13 protein-coding genes are annotated in these 19,104 nt (G+C 68.7%); 7 read left to right on the forward strand and 6 right to left on the reverse strand.

What is annotated here, in order from left to right; all coding sequences use genetic code 11:
- Positions 1–90: 90 nt before the first annotated feature.
- The 3 genes from ACFWO8_RS11540 to ACFWO8_RS11550 are packed head-to-tail and all read right to left on the reverse strand — an operon-like array spanning position 91 to position 5,556.
- Entirely contained in the window at positions 91–1,191 is a 1,101-nt protein-coding gene (locus ACFWO8_RS11540; protein ID WP_378948050.1) for a hypothetical protein, read from the reverse strand.
- A gap of 44 nt (positions 1,192–1,235) precedes the next feature.
- Positions 1,236–3,740 (reverse strand): LuxR C-terminal-related transcriptional regulator, encoded by a 2,505-nt coding sequence (locus ACFWO8_RS11545; protein WP_378948054.1) that lies wholly within the window; start codon positions 3,738–3,740, stop codon positions 1,236–1,238.
- Positions 3,733–5,556 (reverse strand): Hsp70 family protein, encoded by a 1,824-nt coding sequence (locus ACFWO8_RS11550; RefSeq protein WP_378948057.1) that lies wholly within the window; start codon positions 5,554–5,556, stop codon positions 3,733–3,735. The genes ACFWO8_RS11545 and ACFWO8_RS11550 overlap by 8 nt, the downstream gene beginning before the upstream one ends.
- 292 nt (positions 5,557–5,848) lie before the next feature.
- Between ACFWO8_RS11550 and ACFWO8_RS11555 the strand changes: the two genes are divergently transcribed.
- The 6 genes from ACFWO8_RS11555 to ACFWO8_RS11580 all read left to right on the forward strand — a co-directional run bounded on the left by ACFWO8_RS11555 (position 5,849) and on the right by ACFWO8_RS11580 (position 16,200).
- Entirely contained in the window at positions 5,849–8,761 is a 2,913-nt protein-coding gene (locus ACFWO8_RS11555) for an IniB N-terminal domain-containing protein (RefSeq protein WP_378948062.1), read from the forward strand.
- A 17-nt stretch (positions 8,762–8,778) separates the two neighbouring features.
- Positions 8,779–10,617 (forward strand): dynamin family protein, encoded by a 1,839-nt coding sequence (locus ACFWO8_RS11560; protein WP_378948066.1) that lies wholly within the window; start codon positions 8,779–8,781, stop codon positions 10,615–10,617.
- 89 nt (positions 10,618–10,706) lie between these two features.
- Positions 10,707–12,176 carry a dynamin family protein gene (locus ACFWO8_RS11565; RefSeq protein ID WP_378948259.1) on the forward strand — a complete coding sequence of 490 codons (1,470 nt, stop codon included), beginning with the start codon at positions 10,707–10,709 and terminating at the stop codon, positions 12,174–12,176.
- A 272-nt stretch (positions 12,177–12,448) separates the two neighbouring features.
- Positions 12,449–14,593: a hypothetical protein gene (locus tag ACFWO8_RS11570; protein WP_378948069.1), complete on the forward strand. Its 2,145-nt coding sequence runs from the start codon at positions 12,449–12,451 to the stop codon at positions 14,591–14,593.
- 133 nt (positions 14,594–14,726) lie between these two features.
- A complete protein-coding gene (locus ACFWO8_RS11575; RefSeq protein WP_378948072.1) occupies positions 14,727–15,872 on the forward strand; it encodes an LGFP repeat-containing protein in 1,146 nt (381 codons plus the stop codon).
- Positions 15,873–15,912: 40 nt separating this feature from the next.
- Positions 15,913–16,200, forward strand: a complete 288-nt coding sequence (locus tag ACFWO8_RS11580) for a hypothetical protein (protein ID WP_378948075.1) — start codon at positions 15,913–15,915, stop codon at positions 16,198–16,200.
- A gap of 62 nt (positions 16,201–16,262) precedes the next feature.
- Here ACFWO8_RS11580 and ACFWO8_RS11585 read toward each other — a convergent pair whose 3' ends face one another.
- The 3 genes from ACFWO8_RS11585 to ACFWO8_RS11595 all read right to left on the reverse strand — a co-directional run bounded on the left by ACFWO8_RS11585 (position 16,263) and on the right by ACFWO8_RS11595 (position 18,673).
- Entirely contained in the window at positions 16,263–16,535 is a 273-nt protein-coding gene (locus ACFWO8_RS11585) for a hypothetical protein (RefSeq protein WP_378948078.1), read from the reverse strand.
- Positions 16,536–16,627: 92 nt separating this feature from the next.
- Positions 16,628–16,930, reverse strand: a complete 303-nt coding sequence (locus ACFWO8_RS11590; RefSeq protein ID WP_378948081.1) for a hypothetical protein — start codon at positions 16,928–16,930, stop codon at positions 16,628–16,630.
- 54 nt (positions 16,931–16,984) lie between these two features.
- On the reverse strand, positions 16,985–18,673 hold the full coding sequence (locus ACFWO8_RS11595; RefSeq protein WP_378948084.1) for an MFS transporter: 1,689 nt from the start codon (positions 18,671–18,673) through the stop codon (positions 16,985–16,987).
- On the opposite strand from ACFWO8_RS11595, the gene ACFWO8_RS11600 reads away from it, so the two are divergent.
- Positions 18,641–19,009: a MarR family winged helix-turn-helix transcriptional regulator gene (locus ACFWO8_RS11600; protein WP_378948262.1), complete on the forward strand. Its 369-nt coding sequence runs from the start codon at positions 18,641–18,643 to the stop codon at positions 19,007–19,009. The genes ACFWO8_RS11595 and ACFWO8_RS11600 overlap by 33 nt on opposite strands.
- The last annotated feature ends 95 nt before the right edge of the window (positions 19,010–19,104 follow it).

Raw genomic sequence — 19,104 nt, forward strand, 5'->3', positions numbered from 1 at the left:
CTTCGTGCGTGCGCTCCCTCGGAATGCGTTGAGAACGTATCTGAAATGCACGCTCGCCCAGCTGGCGCGGTTACGGTCCCGCTGCTGGATTCAGCGGTAACCCGGGATCCTCATGGGCTCGGGGAGAGTGCCCGGCGGGTAGGTCCCGAAGGGCAGCCGAGGGCGGGTGGGGGAGGGGGCCGGGGTGGTCGACGGCGGGGTGGTCGTCGGTTCCGGGGTGGTCGTCGGTGGCGCTTCGGTGGTGGTCGTCGGTTCCGGCTCGTCGGTGGTCGTGGTGACCGGCGCGGGCGTGGTCGGTTCGATGACCGGCGGTGGGGGCGGCGCGGGTGCGGAAGTAGGGGGCAGGGTTTCCGGGCGGGCATCGGAAATCGTCGGGGGCGTGACTGTTTCGGGATCGCGGATCAGCACCGAGACCGCGACACCGCCGAGCAGCAGGCCGATGAGCGCGGCGGCGGCGATCAGGAAGGGCGTTTTACTGCGGGCGGGTTTCGCGGCGGGCACCACCGCGGGCTCAGCGATCGGCTCGGGTGCGATCGGCGCCATCGCCTTCGTCGGCAGGGGTGAGACCGGCAGCGCCGCCGAATAGGCCTGCGCGATCGCCACGGGCTGCTGCAGCGCGGGCATCACATCGGTGGCGACCGTGGCGTTCTCGGTGACGATCGGATCGGGCGGGGTCGCGCCCGCCGGGGTCGCCAGCACCGCGACCAGCGCGGCCTGGGCGGCGGCATTGGCGAAGGTCTTGCCCGGATCGGCGCCGTCGGTGGGCTGGGGCAGTTCGTCCTCGCCGAGCAGGGCCACCGACTTCAATCCCAGATAGTCCAGTGCCTCGCGCACGCCACGCACGACCTCGGGCGACCAGCCCGCGGGGTGGGTCGCGTAGAACTCGGCGGGACCGCTGAGGTGCTCGGTGGTGAGATCGATCAGGCAGAACATGGCCGTCGCGAGCAGGTCTTCGGCGCGGTAGGCCTCGCCGCCGTCGACATCGACACCGGCCGGGTCACCGATCGCGCGCACGAAACCGGCGATCGAGTGGGCGTGTCCGGTGGGCGCGGGTCCGCCGAGGGCGGCGTCACCGTCGTCGGACATGTGCAGGACCGAAGCACGCTCGATGACCTGGACCGTGCCGTCCTCGGTGACCACCGCGGCGATGCATTCGTCATCGGCGATACGCAGGCCGACCCCAGTGGCCATCGGCGGAACACCCCTCATTTCGGCGTCGACATCGTCCGCGCGAGTCACACCAGCAATTGGCCGTGTCCCATCGCGCGCAGCATTGACAGTAATTCCGATCGTGAGCGCGCGCCTAGTCGACGTCGGATTCGCGCGACGTGATGCTCCACGGTCTTCGCGGAAATGTACAGCCTCGCGCCGATCTCGCGATAGGTCAGACCGAGCAGGACCAGCTCGGCCACCTCGCGTTCGCGGTCGCTGAGCGTGCCCGCCTCGCTGGTCAGCGGCGCGGCGGGTGCCTGCGGCAGCGGTTGAGTGGTCGGCCGCGGCGTTTCGACCGGCTGGGCTTGGGCGCGCACCGAGCGCGCGAGCTTGAGCAACGCGGTGGCGGTCGTCGAATCGCCCGCCGCGAGGGCGGCCTCACTGGCCAGGCGGGCGGCATCCCAGGTGAGACCGAGTTCGGCCAGCGCCGACACCGCGGCCTGAACATCGGCCGCCACCACCTGCCCGCGCAGCACGAGCACCCAGGTGCGCCCGGCGTCGGCCAGCACGCCTGCCTGCCGGTCACCCGCTTCTGCTGACGTCTTCAACGCGTGGGCGTGCGGCAGCAGCGTGCTCGGCGACTCGTCGGCCAGCGCGGCCTGCACCCCGTACCAGTGGAAGGAATTGGTCCAGGCCGGCGCGCGGCCCAGCTTGCGCACCAGCGCCCTTGCCGCGGCGACGAGCGGCTCGATCGGGCGCACATCGCGGAGGCGGACGCCCGCCAGCCACAGTTCGCCGATCGGCAACAGACTCAGCAGGTCGGCTTCCAGTTCGTCGAACAGTGGGCAGGCCGCTTGCCACGCGCGAGCCAGGACCGCGTGATCGCCGCCGCGGCGGGCCAGACCCACGGTGAGGGCATGGGCGAGGAGTTGATCGCGTGGCGCGAGGGCGGGGATGTCGATTTCGGCGAGGGTGCTCGCGGCGCGGCGTTCGTCGCCGCCGAGCAGCGCGGTCCACGCGGTGAGTACCGGAAGCTGGCGGCCACCGCCCATGCCCGCCGCCCGGCGCAGCGCGTCACCGGCGCGGCGGGGCTCGCCGCTGCCGAGACAGAGCAGGGTGGCGATCGAGACAGCGGAGCAGGGCAGATAGCGATCATCGACGTTGTCGGTGTTGCCCGCTTGGATCAGCGCGGAGATCGCCGTGACCGTGCCGGTTCCGTGCGGGTCGAGCGATTCGTCGAGCGCACCCGCGATCAGCCGGGCGCCCGCGTCGGCCTCGGTCGGCGGCCAGTGCCGTGCGGATTCGGACATGCGCGCGGCGGCGGCCTGTTCACCGGCCAGGGTGAGGACCATGGCCGCGGGCGCCCAGTCGGCGCCGATTCGCTCGGGTCCGAGCCAGTTGTACAGTCCGGCCGCACGGCTCACCAGGCCTCGTCGGGTGAGCACGCCCGCACAGATTCGTACCGCGGCGACGAGTTCGGTGCGTGCGATGTTGTCCGCGGTCAGCAGCGGTTCGGCCAGGCGGAGCGCGGTGTCGGTGTCACCCGCGTGCGCGGCGGCCTCGGCCCAGCGCACCGCGATCGACTCCACCGGGGCGCCCGCCGCGGCCGCGGCCGCGTAGCAGCGGGCCGCCTGATCCGACTTCTCGGCTGTGCGGCAGAGGAACTCGGCGAGCCGGGCGTCGACGACGCCGGACTCGGCCAGGATCAGTGCCGTGCGATCGCGCAGCAGACCGGCGTCGAGGCGCGCGGTGAGCAGCCTGCGCTGCACATCGACGTAGCGGCGATCGCCGAGCAGCGTCCGCAGCGGACCGACGGCGGGCGAGAGGAGCAGGTCGGCATCGGTGACCAGCGCGCCCGCCCTGGCACGGTCGATCAGCTCGTGCGCGGTGGCGGTGTCGACCCCGAGCACCTCGGTGAGTTCGGTCGCGTCCAAACCGGTTCCGGTCGCCGCGATGACCAGTGTTTCGAGCAGTTCGGGTTCGATCGACTCCAGCAGCGACCTGGTCCAGGCGGTGACGGCTTCGTTGACCGCTGTCTCGCAGGTCTCGAGCGTCGCCCCGCGGGCACCGGCCAGTGCCGCGACGACACCGCCGGGAATTCCCGCCGTCAGCTGATGGATGTGCGACGCGAGCGGCTGGGAAACGGCCACGCCGAGTTCCCTGGCGAACGAGGTGATGTGGGCACTACCCAGTGCCCGCAGATCCACTGTGCGGCCGTTGCGCGCCACCGCGTCGGCCAGCGCGCGCAGCCGGGGATCGTGTGGGCGAGGCTGGGTGGTCAGCACGACGGAGCGTTGCCCGGTTTCGATTGCCGTACAGAGTGCGTGAAGCTCAGCATCGCTGTAGCGGTGGACATTGTCGACGACGAGCACTGCCCGGTCGGGAACCCGGTTCTCGCCGTGGTCGGCGGATTCGACGACCGGTATGCCGCGGCCACGCAAGTGTGCGCGAATGGCGTTGAGCAGGAACGATTTCCCGGTTCCGGCCCGGCCGCGGATCAACAGCAGCACCGTCTGCTTGGCGGCGGTGTCGAGATCGCGGAAAACGGTTCGGGCGTGCGGGAAGGTCTCGTGGGCGATCTCAGCCACCGTTGCCTCCGAGGACCCGGCCCGGCAGTTGCGTGCCTGATTCGAGGGTCTCGTCGACCGCGCCGCCCACGCCGTCGAGCAGACCACCGGGGTCGACCTTGATGGTGGGAACCTGCGGCCGGGTTGGTGCGGGAGCAGGTGCCGGAGCGGGGGCAGGAGCCGGAGCGGGAGCGGGAGCTGGTGCGGGGGCAGGAGCCGGAGCCGGCGCTGGGGCTGGGGCGGGTGCGGGGTCCTGCCCAGCGGGCGGCGGTTGCTGCGCGGCGGGACCTGGCTGGCCTGCGGGCGCCGGTGTTCCGTCGGCGGGTGCTCCCGCGGCGGGTGCTCCCGCGGATGCCGGAGTTCCCGCCTCGGGCGTGCCGCCAGGAGTCCCCGCGTCGGTCGTGCCGACCGGGATCGCACCCGACGGCGCCGCGGTGCTGGTCGCGCCTGGCCTGGCGGGGTCGGTGACCACGGAGTTCGTGGCATTCGCTGTTCCGGCCGCGCCGCCCGTGCTGGTCGTCGCGGGTACACCGGGGACCGGTGGGGCGCCGGTGGTCGCGGCGGGTCCGGTGGGTGAGAACTGTGTGGCGCCACCGAGAGCGAGGGTGCCGGTGGCCAGCGCGGCCATGGTCAAGGCCGCCGCCGCGACGATCGCCGAGCGTTTGGCCGTGAACATCTTGGTCCGGACGGGCTCGGACGGTGGCAGCGCGAGTTCCTCGACGACCGGTGCCGCGGCCGCTGCCGCCGGTGCCACCCGCACTACCGGGATGGCCACGGTGGGCACGCTGATCGCGGCGACGTCGAGGGCGATCTCGGCCGCGCCGTGTGCCGCACAGGTCGCCGGGTCGGCGCAGGCGATCACGGGCAGGCCGAATTCGGTGGAGATCAGCTCGGCGACCAGGGGGATCGCGCCACCGCCACCGGTGAGCAGTACCTGGCTGATATCGCCGAGGGTGAGTTCGGCGCGGCGCACCGCGTCCTGGAGCAGGCTCATCGAGTCGAGCAGGATCGGACGCAGCAGATCTTCGAGTTCGCCCCGGGTCAGTCGGACCTGTTCGGTGTGGACGGAAGGGCTGAGCATGCCGACCGGAATCGCCGTCGCGGTAATTCTGGAAAGTTCTTCTTTCGCAATTCCGCAGCGTTTCCGCAATGCTGACAATTCGTCTTCGACAACGGGATCGAATGGATCGATATCGTTTCCGTCCAGAACATTTGCCAGCACGTAGCGCATGGTCAGCAGGTCGAATTCCGAACCGGCGATCGCGGTACTGTGCGCCGGGGCGCCGAGCAGCCCGGCCTGCTCGCCGGTACGCAGGACGGTCACCGTCAATCCACCGGCGCCGAGGTCGTATACGACCAGCGCGCCGTCGTCGAGTGGTCCGTGCTCGATCTCGTATCGGCGCACCGCGGCCAGCGGCTCGGGTACCAGCGTCACCTCGGGCAGACCCGAGCGCGCGAGCGCGGACCTGGCCGCCTCGACGGTCTGCTCCGGCCACCATGCCGGGCAGCACGCGACGGTGGTCGGCGCGTCGGTGGCGGTGCCGGCGAGTTCGGCTATCAGCGCGCTGGTCGCGGCGGCGACCAAATCGGCCGCGTCGTGGGTGGAACCGTCCTCTGCCAGCAGATCTACCGGATCGCCGACTCTGGACAAGTAGTCGTCGACGACCACTCCGCGACGATGGCGCGTCGTGTCGGCGAAGCTCACCGATCCGTCGGCGCCGAGCAACAGCGCGCTGCGGTGTGCGCGAACAGTGGCTCCGGTCCCGTCGGCCGTCGTGGCCACGGCGACCGAATTCGCCGCTCCGACAGTGATGCCGAGCGCCAGACGCTCTGTCATGTGACAACCCCGTTCGCAGGACTTCCGGTGGACCGGTAACGCTTGTGTACAGCGAGATCGCCGATGGCGGGCGTCCCATCCGATCTGTCGGTTGCTGGGGAGCAGCTGTTACCTGCGATGGGACAAGTACGGGGAAATTCCCCTAATCGGCGGTGGGCCCCTAATGGGGCACCCCGGCGTGAACTAGGTATTCGCCCCGTTACCTGTAACGACGGACCCACCTAGCGTGAAAGACATTCCAACGACAAACAGATCGGGCACCACCGCCCATGATCTGGAGGAGCTGATCTCGATGACACCGAACGCGATTCTGGAGTTCATCCTCAATCTGCTGCGCGACCCGGAGGCCGCGGCAAGTTACTGCGCCAACCCCTGCCTTGCGCTCGCTGAGGCAGGCCTGGTGGTTACCCCGGAGGATATCTCCGCGGTCGCCCCGATGGTGGCGGAATCCGCACTGGTCAGCGGCGGCTCCCAGCTGCAGGCGATCGTGGCTGCCGGCGCTGCGGCGAGCACCAGCGCGGCCCTCGCCTCCACCGCGACAGCCGCCGCCGCCGTCACAGCGGCCGCAGCAGCCGACGCCGATGTCGACCTCGGCCTCGATGTCGGCCTCGGCGCCGTAGCCTCGGTCGTCGCCGAAGCCGCCGCGCAGGTCGGGGCAGGCCTCGACGTCGCACTGAACGCCGTCACCGGCGCCAACGTGAACGCCGATCTCGGCGCCGACCTGTCCGCCGGTCTGACCGGCGCCCTCGGCGCAGGCCTCGGCCTGACCGGCGCGATCGACAGCGCGGCAGACCTCGGCGCGAACCTCGGCGCAGGCCTCAACGGCGCTCTGAATGGTGCGGTCGGCGTCGGTGGCGATCTTGCTGCCGGCCTCGGTGGTGCTCTGAATGGTGCCGTCGGCGTCGGTGGCGATCTTGCTGCCGGCTTGGGTGGTGCTCTGAATGGTGCGGTCGGCGTCGGTGGCGATCTTGCTGCCGGCTTGGGTGGTGCTCTGAATGGTGCGGTCGGTGCGGGTGGCGATCTTGCTGCCGGCTTGGGTGGTGCTTTGAATGGCGCGGTCGGCGTGGATGGCGATCTCAGCGGCGCCCTGAACGGCGCAGTTGGCGTGGGTGGCGATCTTGCAGCCGGCCTCGGTGGTGCCCTCAATGGCGATCTCGCCGCTGGCCTGGGCGGTGCGCTGAATGGTGCAGTCGGCATCGGTGGCGATCTCGGTGGTGCATTGAATGGTGCGGTTGGCGCGGGTGGCGATCTCGCTGCTGGCCTCGGGGGTGCTTTGAATGGCGCGGTCGGTGTGGGTGGCGATGGAGCTTTGAACGGTGCGGTTGGCGCGGGTGGCGATCTTGCTGCCGCCCTCGGTGGTGCCCTCGATGGCGATCTCGCTGCTGGTCTGGGCGGTGCGCTGAACAGTGGAGTCGACGCAGGTGGCGATCTCGGTGGTGCCCTGAACGGTGCAGTTGGCGTGGGTGGAGACCTGTCTGCCGGCCTCGGCGGTGCCCTGAACGGCGTGACGGGTGTGGGCGCCGGGCTCGGTGCGGGCCTCGATGGTTCGGTCGGCGCTGATGCGGACCTCGGTGCTGGGCTCGGTGGTGCCCTGAATGGCGTGACGGGTGTGGGTGCCGGGCTCGGTGCGGGCCTCGATGGTGCGTTGAGTGGTGCGGTCGGCGCTGGGCTCGATGGTGCGTTGAATGGCGCGGTGGGTGCGGGCACAAATCTCGAAACCGGATTGGACGCGGCCCTCGATGGTGCGGCTGGTGCCGGGGTCGGCCTTGGCGGTGTGCTCACCGGTGCGGCTGGTGCGGGTGCCGACCTCAGTGGTGCGCTGTCGGGTGCGGTCGGTGCGGGTGCCGGTCTCGGTGGTGCGTTGTCTGGCGCCGCTGGTGCAGGTGCTGGTCTCGGTGGTGCGTTGTCGGGTGCGGTCGGTGCGGGTGCTGGTCTTGGTGGTGCGTTGACCGGGGCTGTCGATGCGGGGGGCGATGTCGCCGGTGGCTTGGATGGCGCGGTCGGGGTTGGTGGCGATGTCGCTGCTGGGCTCGGCGGTGGCCTCGATGCCGGGCTGAGCGGTGCGACCGGCGCGGTGGGTGGACTGGGGGCAGGCGTCAGCGGTGGGCTCGGGGCGGCGGCGAACGCGGGGGCGCAGGCCGCGGGTGGGCTCGGTGCTGCCGCGACCACCACGGCGATCACCGGTCTCGATGGTGTGGTCGGCGCGGGTGGGGACTTCGGCACCGGCCTGGAGACCGGGTTCGGCGGTGCCGCGTCGGCGGGTACCGGTCTGATCGGTGGCTTCACCGGTGGGGCGAGCGGCGAGTCGGGTGCCGGCTTCGGTGTCGACGGACTGGTCACCGGCGGTGGTGGCGCCCAGGTCACGACCGGGTTGGAGTCAGCGGTGTCCACCACGACGGGCATCGGCCTGACCACCGGCCTGCAAGGCGGTCTCGGCACCGCCGCGACTCTCGGCACCGACGTCGCGGGCTCGGTCACTTCGGGTGCGCAGGCAGGGTTGACCGGTGCTGTCGAATCGGGTGTTGGTTTGGCTGGTGGTGCGCAGGCTGGTTTGGGCGGGTTCGCCGAGACAGGTGCGGGTCTGGGCGGTGGTGCGCAGGCTGGTTTGGGCGGGTTCGCCGAGACAGGTGCGGGTCTGGGCGGTGGTGCGCAGGCTGGTTTGGGCGGGCTCGCCGAGACCGGTGCCGGCCTGACTGGATCGGCGGCCGGTGGTGCACAGGTGGGTCTGAACGGTGCTGCGGATGTCGGCGCCGGACTCGCGGGTTCCGCTGTCGGCGGTGCGCAGACAGGGTTGAGTGGCGCCGCGGCGACCGGAGCGGACCTGACCGGCGGTGCCCAAGCCGGAACCGGTCTCGAGACCGGACTCGGCGCAGGACTGTCGGGCGCGGCTACCGGCGGTACCCAGGTGGCGGGCGGCCTCGCGTCCGCCTTCGATGGTTCCGCGCAGGGCAGCACCGCCGCGACCGGCGGCCTCACCGGCCAGACCACCGCGACGTCGACGACTCAGGCCGACGCGTCCGGCGCGACCACGCAGGGCGCGGTCACCACCGCGGCCGACACCTGGTCCGCGGTCGACGTATCGAGCGCATTCGGTTCCGGCCTGCACGGTTCCAGTCTCGGCGGTACCGAGGCGTCGCTGTTCGGTGAATCGAGTACCGTCACCGATACCGGTGCCGACGTGCACACCGACGGACTGTTCCACTGAGCGAAACGGGCGCTGCGATGGCGATTCTCGCACCGAACGCTGTGCCGCTGACGACGGTGTTGTCCGACACCGTCGCGGCGGCACACGCCGCGGGCCGCGATGACCTGGTCGGACGCCTCGAGAAGGTGGCCGAGCGGGTACGCGACCCGCGGCACCGGATCGTCGTCACCGGGCAGCTCGGTCAGGGCAAGAGCCGGTTCGTGAACGCACTGCTCGGGTTGGATGTGTGCCGGGTCGGCGACGACGCGACCACCATGCTGCCCCTGCAGCTGTCCGACGGCGCGCAGCAGCGCGCGTACCTGGTGCTCGCCGCGCCGGGTACCGACGAATCGCGGGTGGAGATCCCGTTCGACGAGATCGGCGACATCGATGCCCGCAGCCCACTGGCGCAGGGCAGACAGGTCGTCCGGATCGAGGCCGAGCTCCCCAGCCAACTGCTGGCCGACGGCATCGTCCTGATCGATACCCCGGGCGTCGGCGGACACGGAAGTGCTTGCGCCGCAGGTGTACTCAGCCTCGCCGCGGCCGCCGACGCGGTGCTCGTGCTCTCCGATGCCTCCACCGAGCTCACCGAACCCGAGCTCACCTTCGTCCGGCAGATCCGCGAAATGTGTCCCGCCGTCGCCGTCCTGCTCACCAAGACCGACCTGTACCCGCACTGGCGCCAGGTGCTCGAAGCCGACCGCGCCCATCTGCTGCGCGCGGAAACCGATGTCACCTTGATCCCGGTGTCGGCGCTGCTGCGCGCGCACGCCCTGCGACTGCAGGACGCGGAGCTGGGCATGGAGTCCGGTTTCGGCGTGCTGTTCGGTTTCCTGCGGGATCGGGTGGTCGCCCGCGATCAGGCGGTCACCCGGCAGGCAGTGGCTCGCGAATTACATTCGGCGGCAGAACATCTGGCTTTGGTGCTGGGCAGCGAGCTGGTCGCGCTGCGCGATCCGGCCAGCGGCACGGCCGCGGTCAACGAGCTGAAGTCGGCCCGCGCCGCCGCCGAGGACTTGCAGCGACGGACCGCGACCTGGCAGCAGACCCTCACCGATGGCATCACCGATCTCGTCGGCGACGTCGACCACGACCTGCGCGACCGCCTGCGCGGCATCGCCCGCACCGGCCAGGAGTGGATCGACGAGAACGACCCGGGCAGGCATTGGGGCGCGATCACCGAATGGCTCACCGGCACCGTCGACACCGCGCTCGGCGACAACCTGCTGCTCACCCACCACAGAGCCGAACTGCTCGCCGAACGGATCGCGGGCCACTTCCATGAGGTCGGCGCGGTCGAGCTGCCGGAGGTGCGCGCCGGGATGGACGACGAGAGCGGCCTGGTGAGCTCGGGTTCGCTGGCCGATCTCGAGCCGGATATCGGCTTCACGAGCAAGGTGCTGGTCGGCATGCGCGGCTCCTACGGCGGCGTGCTGATGATCGGTCTGGCCACGACCTTCGCCGGCCTGGCCATGCTGAACCCGATCTCGCTCGGCGCGGGCCTGATCGTCGGCGGCAAGGCCTATCGCGATGACAAGTCGGCCCGACTGGCGCGCCGCCGCATCGAAGCCAACGGCGAGGTGCGCCGGTTCCTGGACGACGTGGCATTCCAGGCGGCCAAGGACACCAAGGACCGGCTGCACCGCATCCACCGTGCGCTGCGCGACCATTTCGCCGGAGTGGCCGAGCGCAGCCTGCGCTCGATCGACGCTTCCCTGCGCGCCGCACAGGACGCGGCGGCGATGGCGGCCGCGCACCGCGCCGAGCGCACTGTGGTGCTGGAACGCCAACTGCACGCGGTCGCCGAGCTGCGCCGTTACGCGGAATCGATGCAGGTCGAACTGAGACGGGCCGACGGTACGGTATCTGGGTGACCCACCGTTTCGACACCGCCGCGCCCGGCGACCGGACCACACTACCGATCCTGGCCGAAGCGCACGAGCTGATCGGCGCGGCGGCGCGGATGTTCGGCCGCGACGAGTACGCGCGCACCCTGCTCGCCGAATGCGAGTACCGCTTGCGTGAGCCGCTGCGCGTCGCGCTGGCCGGTTCGATCAAGGCGGGCAAGTCGACGTTGCTGAACGCGCTGGTCGGCCAGGCGGTCGCCCCGACCGATGCCACCGAGTGCACTCGCGTCGTCACCTGGTACCGCGACGGCGCCACCCCCACGGTCACCGCCCACGCGGCCGATGGCTCGCGCGCGAATGTGATCGTGCGACGCGGTAGCGGCGCGCACGGACTCACCTTCGACCTGAACGGCCTGCGCTGGGATGCGCGCGGCCCCCGCGAGGTCGACCATCTCGAGGTCGGCTGGCCGTCGCAGGCTTTGTCGCAGACCACGATCATCGACACCCCCGGCACCTCGTCGCTGTCGCGTGAGGTGTCGCTGCGCACCGCGCGGCTGCTCACTCCCGCTGACGCCCAGGACGATTCGCGGACAGGCGCCGCGCCGATCTCGGTGTCCGGCGCCGACGCCGTCGTCTATCTGCTGCGCCGTCTCGATGCCGCCGACGTGCGCTTTCTCGAGCAGATCGGTGCGGGCGCCGGTGGTGCGGGCCCGCTCGGCGTGATCGGGGTGGTCTCGCGCGCCGACGAGATCGGTTCTGGCCGCATCGACGCGCTGCATTCGGCCCGCGATGTCGCCGCCCGGTTCGCCGGCGAGCTGGAACGAACCGGCCTGTGCCAGGCGGTGATTCCGGTGGCAGGTTTGCTCGCGTTCGCCGCTTCGACGCTGCGGCAGCCGGAGTTCGCGGCGTTCGAGGCGCTGTCCGCGGTGCCCGCGGAGGACCTCGGGATCGCGTTGCTCTCGGCGGACCGATTCGCCCGCGCCGATATCGCGTTGCCGGTCGCCCCCGAACTGCGTGCGCAGCTGGCGGATCGCTTCGGCTTGTTCGGTATTCGCATGGCCACCATGCTGATTCGACTCGGCGTCCGCGATTCCTCTTCGCTGGCAGCGGAATTGGCGGCCCGCAGTGGCATCGAGGAACTACGTTCGGTCCTCGAGGTCCAGTTCGGCCAGCGCGCCGAGGAGCTGAAGGCGCATTCGGCGCTGAGTACGCTGGACCGGATCCTGGCCGCTTACCCCGGCACCGAAGCAGATCGCCTGCGGCCGCGCGTGCGGGCCCGGCTCGCCGACGTACACGGTTTCACCGAGCTCCGGCTGCTCGGACGCCTGCGCACCGACGAATTACCCCTGCCCCCAACAGTTCTCGCCGACCTGCACCGCATTCTCGGCGGCGCGGGCGTGGCGGCGCATCTTCGCTTGGGGCTGTCCGCCGAGGCCGACCCGGATTCCCTGCGCGCCACGGCCTTCGCCGCCGTCCGTACCTGGCGAACGCGAGCCGCCCACCCGCTCGCCGACCAAGCCACCACCACCGCGTGCCGTGCCGCGGCCCGCAGTGCGGAAGGAATTCTAGCCGAATTCCGCGCCTGAATATCGAATATCAATTCGATGTGAGATGCGGAATCGTTATTCGCTACGCCGGGTTATGTGTGTATTCTCCCGGCGATGCCCCTATCGGGACCGACACGCGTATTTGCGAAGAAGTTATCAAAAGGAATTCTATACGTGTCGGTGACTCGCCTTTCATTCCGTTTGGCATGGTGGGAGGCTGTAATCCGATGCATCGTTCACCGGAATCGTCAGGTAGCACCCTTCTTGACCGTCGTTGAGGTTTCTCACGACGAATTCACCTCGGAGGCGTCATGGCTAATTTCGATAATCGACCGCAGCAGCCGAAGAATCAGCCGCTGAACGTGACGGATAATGTCGTCGACCACCCTTACACCGTGCAGCGGCTGGTCGAGCAGCCAGTTGAGACGGTGGTGGACCGGCCGGTCACGATGGAGCGCCTGATCGAACGGCTAGTTGTCGACACCGTCGACAACGTGGTCGACCGGCCGGTGACCGTCAACCGCATGGTGGAACATCCAGTGGTGTCTGTGCACGACGACGTGGTCGACAAGCCCGTCACCGTCAACCGCATGGTCGAGCATCCGGTGGTCTCGGTGCACGACGACGTAGTCGACAAGCCCGTGACCATCAACCGCCTGGTAGAGCGGCCGGCCGTGCACATCGTCGACGAGGTTGTGGACAAGCCGGTGCGGGTGTCCCGCCGCATCGAACGGCCGGTGGTCAACGTCGTCGACGACGTCGTCGACAAGCCGATCGATGTGCACCGCCTCGTCGAGCACCCCATCGTCAAGATCGTCGACAAGGTCACCGATAAGCCGATCGATGTGCGGCGCAATGTCGAGCACCCGGTGGTCAACATCGTCGACAAGATCACCGATAAGCCCGTCGACGTGCAGCGACTGGTGGAGAAGCTGGTCGTCAACATCGTCGACAACGTGCAGACCCGGCCCACCGAGGTGCAGCGCCTGGTCGAGAATCTGATCGTCGATATTCGCGACAACGTGGTCGACAAGCCGGTCAAGGTCCAGCGTCGGGTCGAGAAGCCGGTGGTCTCGGTCGTCGACAAGGTCGTCGAAGTACCTGTCCAGCGCATCGTCGAACGGGTCGTCGAGAAGCCGGTGGACAAGATCATCGAGACGATCGTCGAGAAGCCGGTGGAGAAGATCGTCGAGAAGATCATCGAGGTGCCGGTCGAGAAGATCGTCTACAAGACCGTGGAGAAGCCGGTCGAGCGGATCGTCGAGGTGGTCGTCGAGAAGCCGGTAGTCAAGATCGTCGAGGTGCCGCGGGAAGTGCTCGTGGAGCGAATCGTGGAGAAGCCGGTCGAGAAGGTCGTCGATCGTGTCGTCGAGAAGGTCGTGGAGCGGCCCAACATCGTCGAGAAGGTGGTGGAGAAGCCGGTCGATCGCGTGGTCGAGAAGGTCGTGGAGCGGCCCAACATCGTCGAGAAGGTGGTGGAGAAGCCGGTCGATCGCGTGGTCGAGCGGGTGGTCGAGAAGCCGCATGTGGTCGAGAAGGTGGTGGAGAAGCCGGTCGACCGCATCGTGCAGAAGGTGGTCGAGAAGGTCAACCTGATCGAGAACATCATCGAGAAGCTGGTCGATCGGCCGGTTTCCCGGATTGTCGAGAAGCCCAACATCATCGAGAAGGTGATCGAGAAGCCGGTGGACCGCCCGGTCGCCAAGACGGTGGAGAAGCCCAACATCGTCGAGAACGTGATCGAGAAGATCGTCGACCGCATCGTCGATACCGTCGTGGAGAAGCCGCATGTTGTCGAGAACATCGTCGAGAAGCCGGTCGACAGGGTGGTCAACCGGGTCGTCGAGATGCCCAACATCATCGAGAAGGTGATCGACAAGCCGGTGGATCGGGTGGTGGAGAAGGTTGTCGAGCAGCCGAAGATCGTCGAGAAGGTGGTCGACAAGCCGGTGGAGAAGGTGTTCGAGAAGACCGTGCAGACCCCGATTCTCATCGAGAAGGTTGTCCACAAGGACGTCGAGATCGTCGAGGAGCGGGTGGTCGAGCATCCCATCGAAACGATCGTCGAACGCATCGTCGAACGGCCGGTCTACAAGGAGGTCGAGCGGGTTGTCGAGAAGCCGGTGGAGAAGATCGTCGAGGTCGTCGTCGAGAAGCCGGTGATCGTGCACAAGTACGTGGAGCGCCCGGTCGAGCGGGTGGTCGAGCACCGTGGTGACACCACGTCCACGTTCGTCCACGAGTCGGAGGCGCAGGACAAGGACGTGCACGCGATCTATGTCGGTGACGGCCATCGGGCACCGCGCACGGAATGGGTGGAACGGTCGACCGGTGAGCACCCTGCCGACAACATCGCCGGCAATGGGCCGAAGGCCGGAGCTCACCGTGCCGATCCGGGCCAGCCGAGGAAGGACGTCCCGCCGAGCGACAAGAAGGACCGCCGTCATCGCCGTTGAGCCGGGCGGAATTCGAGATGCGTTTCACCGCTGCGGCGGCAACTCTGGAAGAGGAGTTATGAAAATGAGTATTCTCGCGCATTATCGCCGACCCGAAAACCATCGACGTAGCCGTATTCTCGCTATCGGTGGCATGACGGTGCTCGCTGTCGGGCTGCTCGGCCCCGCGCCGAGCGTTATGGCCCAGCCGAGCGCGGATGCGGTCAGTGCTATCGACGCCCGATACGAGGCCTTCGGTGGCGCCGGTTCACTCCTCGGTCAGCCGCTAGAGGCCGCGACCGAGCTGCCCGGCGGCGCTGAACGCGCCTATACCGGTGGATACATCTATTACTCGCCGGATAACGGCGCCAAAGTGATGTACGGCGCGATCGGTGACAAATACCGCGCTCTGGGCGGTCCGGAGGGTGCTCTCGGGTTCCCCACCAATGACGAAGCCGCCACCAGTGACGGCGCAGGTCGCTTCAATGATTTCGCCGCACCCGGTGGGGCCGCGATCTATTGGAACGAGGGATCGCAAGCCTGGGTGGTCAAGGGCCCGGTGCTGGGAGCTTGGCGCGCCAGCGGCGACGTCGCCGGCCCGTTCGGCTACCCCACCGCCGACATGGTGAGCGCCGAGGGAGTCGATACCGCGCAGTTCGCCGGTCCGGAGGGTACTGAGATCAACTGGTCGGAAGCCGGTGGATTGACCACCGTGCCTGCCGCACTCGCGGCGACCCTGCCCGGATTCCGGGCCGGTGCACCCAATGTGGAAGGAAACGTACCCGTGCCAGCCCCCGCGCCCGCGGCCGCCCCGGTAGTCGCCGACGACTCAGGGATCAACAAATGGTGGGGCCTGCCGATCGGATTGGCGATCGCGGCGCTCGCGGGTGGGCTCATGGCGATGATCGGTCGCCGTCGTCGTACGGCCGAGGTTTCCGCGCCTGCCCACGCGCGTGGGTTCACCGCACCGCAGACCGCCGCCGCTCCCGCCCCGCCCCGGTTCGACCGTCCGGCAACCCCGAAGCCGGCCGTTCCCACCCCGCCGAAGGTGGCCGCTCCTCGCATGACCGAATCAACGGAACGGTTGCGGCCCAACACAATAGGCAAGGTGGATACCGGGCAGAAGCGCAGCCCGATCGGTGACGAAGTTCGCCGAGCGCCGTTGGATCGCGCCGCGGCACCGGCGATGGGCCACATCGACGACCTACCCAGTGGCGAGATCCCGGTTACCTATGAGAACAACGCGGTCGGCAGCAATCAGCGCAGCGCCGACGACAAGAGCGATCCGCACCGTCGATAGGTCCCCAACGCTTCACCCGTTCCCACGCGAGGAGAGCACCATGGAATGGCTACTCGGCCTACTCGGCGGACTCGTCGGAGGCAATCTGGCAGGCTTCGGTAAACCCGGCCTCAATGTCGCCACCAGCAGCGCCGCGGGCGCGGTCGGCGGCGGCATCACGGGCGGAATCATCCAGGCGGCCACCAGTAGTGGACTCGACTTCGGTCAGATCATCGGTCAGGTCGGCGGCGGCGGCGCCGTCGGAGCCGTCCTGACGACGGTCATCGGCCTGACCATGAAAGGCCGCAACACTGACCACCTCACCAGGACGCCCCACCCCACCAGGTGAGTCGGTCAGCATCGGCGGGCCTGCCACTGGCAGGCCCGCCGATGTCGTGTCGCCGACAGCCGTCAGATGAAATAGGCAGTGCCCGAAGAACTTCCGGTCCCGTACCCCAGACTCTTCGCGAACTCCCGAACCGCGATCAGCGCATGCCCCACCGGTCCCGGATCGCTGCAAGACCCGCCGAGCGAAGAAAACGTGCACCCGTCATCGGCAATGGCGACCCCGCTGTCAGCCACGGCACTTCCCGCGGACGCGACCATCCCGCCCCCGGCCAACGCGGCAATCACAGCGACCCCGCCGAACGCCCGCTTCCACTGAACCTTGCTCAATGCACGCATACCCCCGAAACTAGTGCCGCCACAACTGGTTCGCACCCGTATCGATGCCCCGAATATTAAGGGCAAAGCGAGGTTTGGACTCGAGCGTGCGGTCACCCACCCAGCACCGGCACGACCTCTTCCGCGAGATACTGCTCGATCCCACGCCCGGCACGCTCCGCTTGGACAACGGTGGCGCCGTGCGCCTCGGCCGCAGCCGTCAACACCTTCCGAGACTCGGCTTCGACCCCACCGCCGATCACCAGCAGACGAACCCGCTCTCGCCCGAGAACCGCAAGAGCCTCCTCGTCGGCGGTCGACCCGAGAACGCGGAATCCGAGCCCGCCGACATAGCCGAGTGCGGCATCGACAACTTCGCGACCACGCCCGACGGCAAGCAAATCAACTGTGTACATGCGATTCCTTCCAGAGTGCCGGGGCGCACGGCAATCCGTACGCCCCTGGCCGTTTCATACTGTGACGTTTTCCCGCTCATCATCGAGCACCCGTTGTTCCAGCTTCGCGGCCTTCGGCAGGGCGAGGAATCCGAGGCACACCAACAGCAGCATCCCGATGCCGTAGAACAGCGTGTGCCGGAACGACTCGGCGAAGTTCACCGCGTTCGCCTCGGTGCCCGCTTCCGCGAGAACTCGCGAAACTGCCGCGTCACCAACAGAATTCGGCTGACAGCTGGCAGGCACCACAGCCGGGTCGTCCTCGGCCGACCGATCGTGCACACACGCCGCGAACCCGGCCACGATCTGATCCCGCACCCCCACCGGCACTCCTTCGACCGCCAACTCCGCCCGGATCTGCGGCGTCACCGATTCCACCCCGCGATCCGAATCCCGGTCCAGTGCGGTGAAGAACAGCACGCCGACCAGCGCGACACCCAGCGCGGTCCCCAACTGCTGCCCCGTGTTGAGCAAGCCGGACGCCGACCCGGCCTCTCGAATCGGCACCTGCCCGAGTAGCAGCTCGAGCGTCGGCGCGACCACCATCCCGAACCCGGCCCCGGTGATCAGCAACGGCAACGCCATCTGCCACGAGGTGAACTCACTCCCGTACCGCACTCCCATCGCCCCGTACAGCGCGAATCCCGCCGCGTTCACCAGGGCCCCGATCATCAACACCTTGCGCCCGTAGCGAGCGGCGAGCACCCCGACCGAAAGCCCCGCTCCCACACCGGCACCCACCGCGAACAGCGCCGAAGTGAGCCCGGCCCGCAACGGCGACCACCCGAGACCACCCTGCATGAACAACGTCCACACCAGGAAGAATCCACCCATCGCGATCCAGAACAGCAACCAGGCGCCGAGCCCGATCGCGAACGGCCGAGACCGGAACAGCCCGAGGTCGACCAGTGGCGATCGCCCCGCCCGCGCGAGCCCGCGCTCATAGAACAGGAAGGCGGCGAACACCACGAGAGCCGCACCCATCATCACGAAAGTCCAAGCAGGCCAATCGAGTCGACGCCCCTCGGTCAGTGGATAGACCAGCAGCAGTACGGCGGAAACCGCCAGCACCATCCCGACCGGATCCAGTCGAGGCGGCTTCGCCGACTTCGAATCGCTCATCACGAACCACGCCGCGATGAACCCCGCGATCCCGACCGGGATGTTCACCAAGAAGATCGGCCGCCAAGCCAACCCGAACAGATCGGCCTGCACCAGCACGCCGCCGAGCGCGAGCCCGACCGCTGAGGCGGACCCGCCGACACCGCTGTACACGGCAATCGCCTTGGCCCGCTCCTCTTTCGGGAACGTGGTCTGGATGATGGCCAGAATCTGCGGCACCATCAGCGCCCCCATCGCGCCCTGCGCGAAGCGGGAGCCGATGAGCACGGTCGGATCGGTGGCCAGTCCGCAGGCGGCCGACGCGATCGTGAAACCGGCCATGCCGGTCAGGAAGACGCGTTTGCGACCGTAGATGTCGCCGAGTCGCCCGCCGGTGATCAACACCGCGGCGAAGGCGAGCACGTAGGCGGCGATGATCCATTCGAGCTGTGAGTACTCGGCCCGCAGGTCGTTGCGAATGCTCGGCACGGCCACATTGACGATGGTCACGTCGAGTAGATCCATGAAGCCGGCGGCCAGCACCACCGCGAACGCGATCCAGCGCCGCGGATCCGCGGCGGGGGGAGTGGGGGAGGTAGTCACGATCGTCTCTCTTCGAGTAGGGGAACCCCTCAGCAGGAGCTCGGCGAGGCGCTGGGTATCCACCGCAATGTCATGGTCGGACTGGTCGATGAACTGGAGAAACGTGACCTGGTAGAACGCCGCCGCCATCCCAGCGACCGCCGAGCCCACGCCCTCTATCTCCTGCCCGCCGCGCATGCCCTCTTGGCCGAAGCCGAGCAGCGAGTGGTCGAGCTGGACGCCGAGGTCCTGTCTCCGCTGTCTCCCGGGGACCGTGCCGTCTTCCTCGACCTACTGCGCCGAACCGCCGAGGGCAACGGCCTTCGCCCCGGCATCCATCCCGGCCTCACCCGATAGCCCGTCGTTGGTCTCCGGACCGTCACGATCGCGCATCAGGGGCTGCAGTTGAGCGCACTCGTGGCAAGAATGGCTCGGGGGTCGGGAAATTTTTT

It is taken from the genome of Nocardia sp. NPDC058480 (assembly GCF_042720495.1).
In the GTDB taxonomy this organism is placed as follows: domain Bacteria; phylum Actinomycetota; class Actinomycetes; order Mycobacteriales; family Mycobacteriaceae; genus Nocardia.

Coding starts and splice junctions, on each gene's coding strand:
- ACFWO8_RS11560 (WP_378948066.1), top strand. CDS start 8,779: ATGGCGATTCTCGCACCGAACGCTGTGCCGCTGACGACGGTGTTGTCC.
- ACFWO8_RS11570 (WP_378948069.1), top strand. CDS start 12,449: ATGGCTAATTTCGATAATCGACCGCAGCAGCCGAAGAATCAGCCGCTG.
- ACFWO8_RS11555 (WP_378948062.1), top strand. CDS start 5,849: ATGACACCGAACGCGATTCTGGAGTTCATCCTCAATCTGCTGCGCGAC.
- ACFWO8_RS11540 (WP_378948050.1), bottom strand. CDS start 1,191: ATGGCCACTGGGGTCGGCCTGCGTATCGCCGATGACGAATGCATCGCC.
- ACFWO8_RS11565 (WP_378948259.1), top strand. CDS start 10,707: ATGTTCGGCCGCGACGAGTACGCGCGCACCCTGCTCGCCGAATGCGAG.
- ACFWO8_RS11575 (WP_378948072.1), top strand. CDS start 14,727: ATGACGGTGCTCGCTGTCGGGCTGCTCGGCCCCGCGCCGAGCGTTATG.
- ACFWO8_RS11550 (WP_378948057.1), bottom strand. CDS start 5,556: ATGACAGAGCGTCTGGCGCTCGGCATCACTGTCGGAGCGGCGAATTCG.
- ACFWO8_RS11585 (WP_378948078.1), bottom strand. CDS start 16,535: ATGCGTGCATTGAGCAAGGTTCAGTGGAAGCGGGCGTTCGGCGGGGTC.
- ACFWO8_RS11580 (WP_378948075.1), top strand. CDS start 15,913: ATGGAATGGCTACTCGGCCTACTCGGCGGACTCGTCGGAGGCAATCTG.
- ACFWO8_RS11590 (WP_378948081.1), bottom strand. CDS start 16,930: ATGTACACAGTTGATTTGCTTGCCGTCGGGCGTGGTCGCGAAGTTGTC.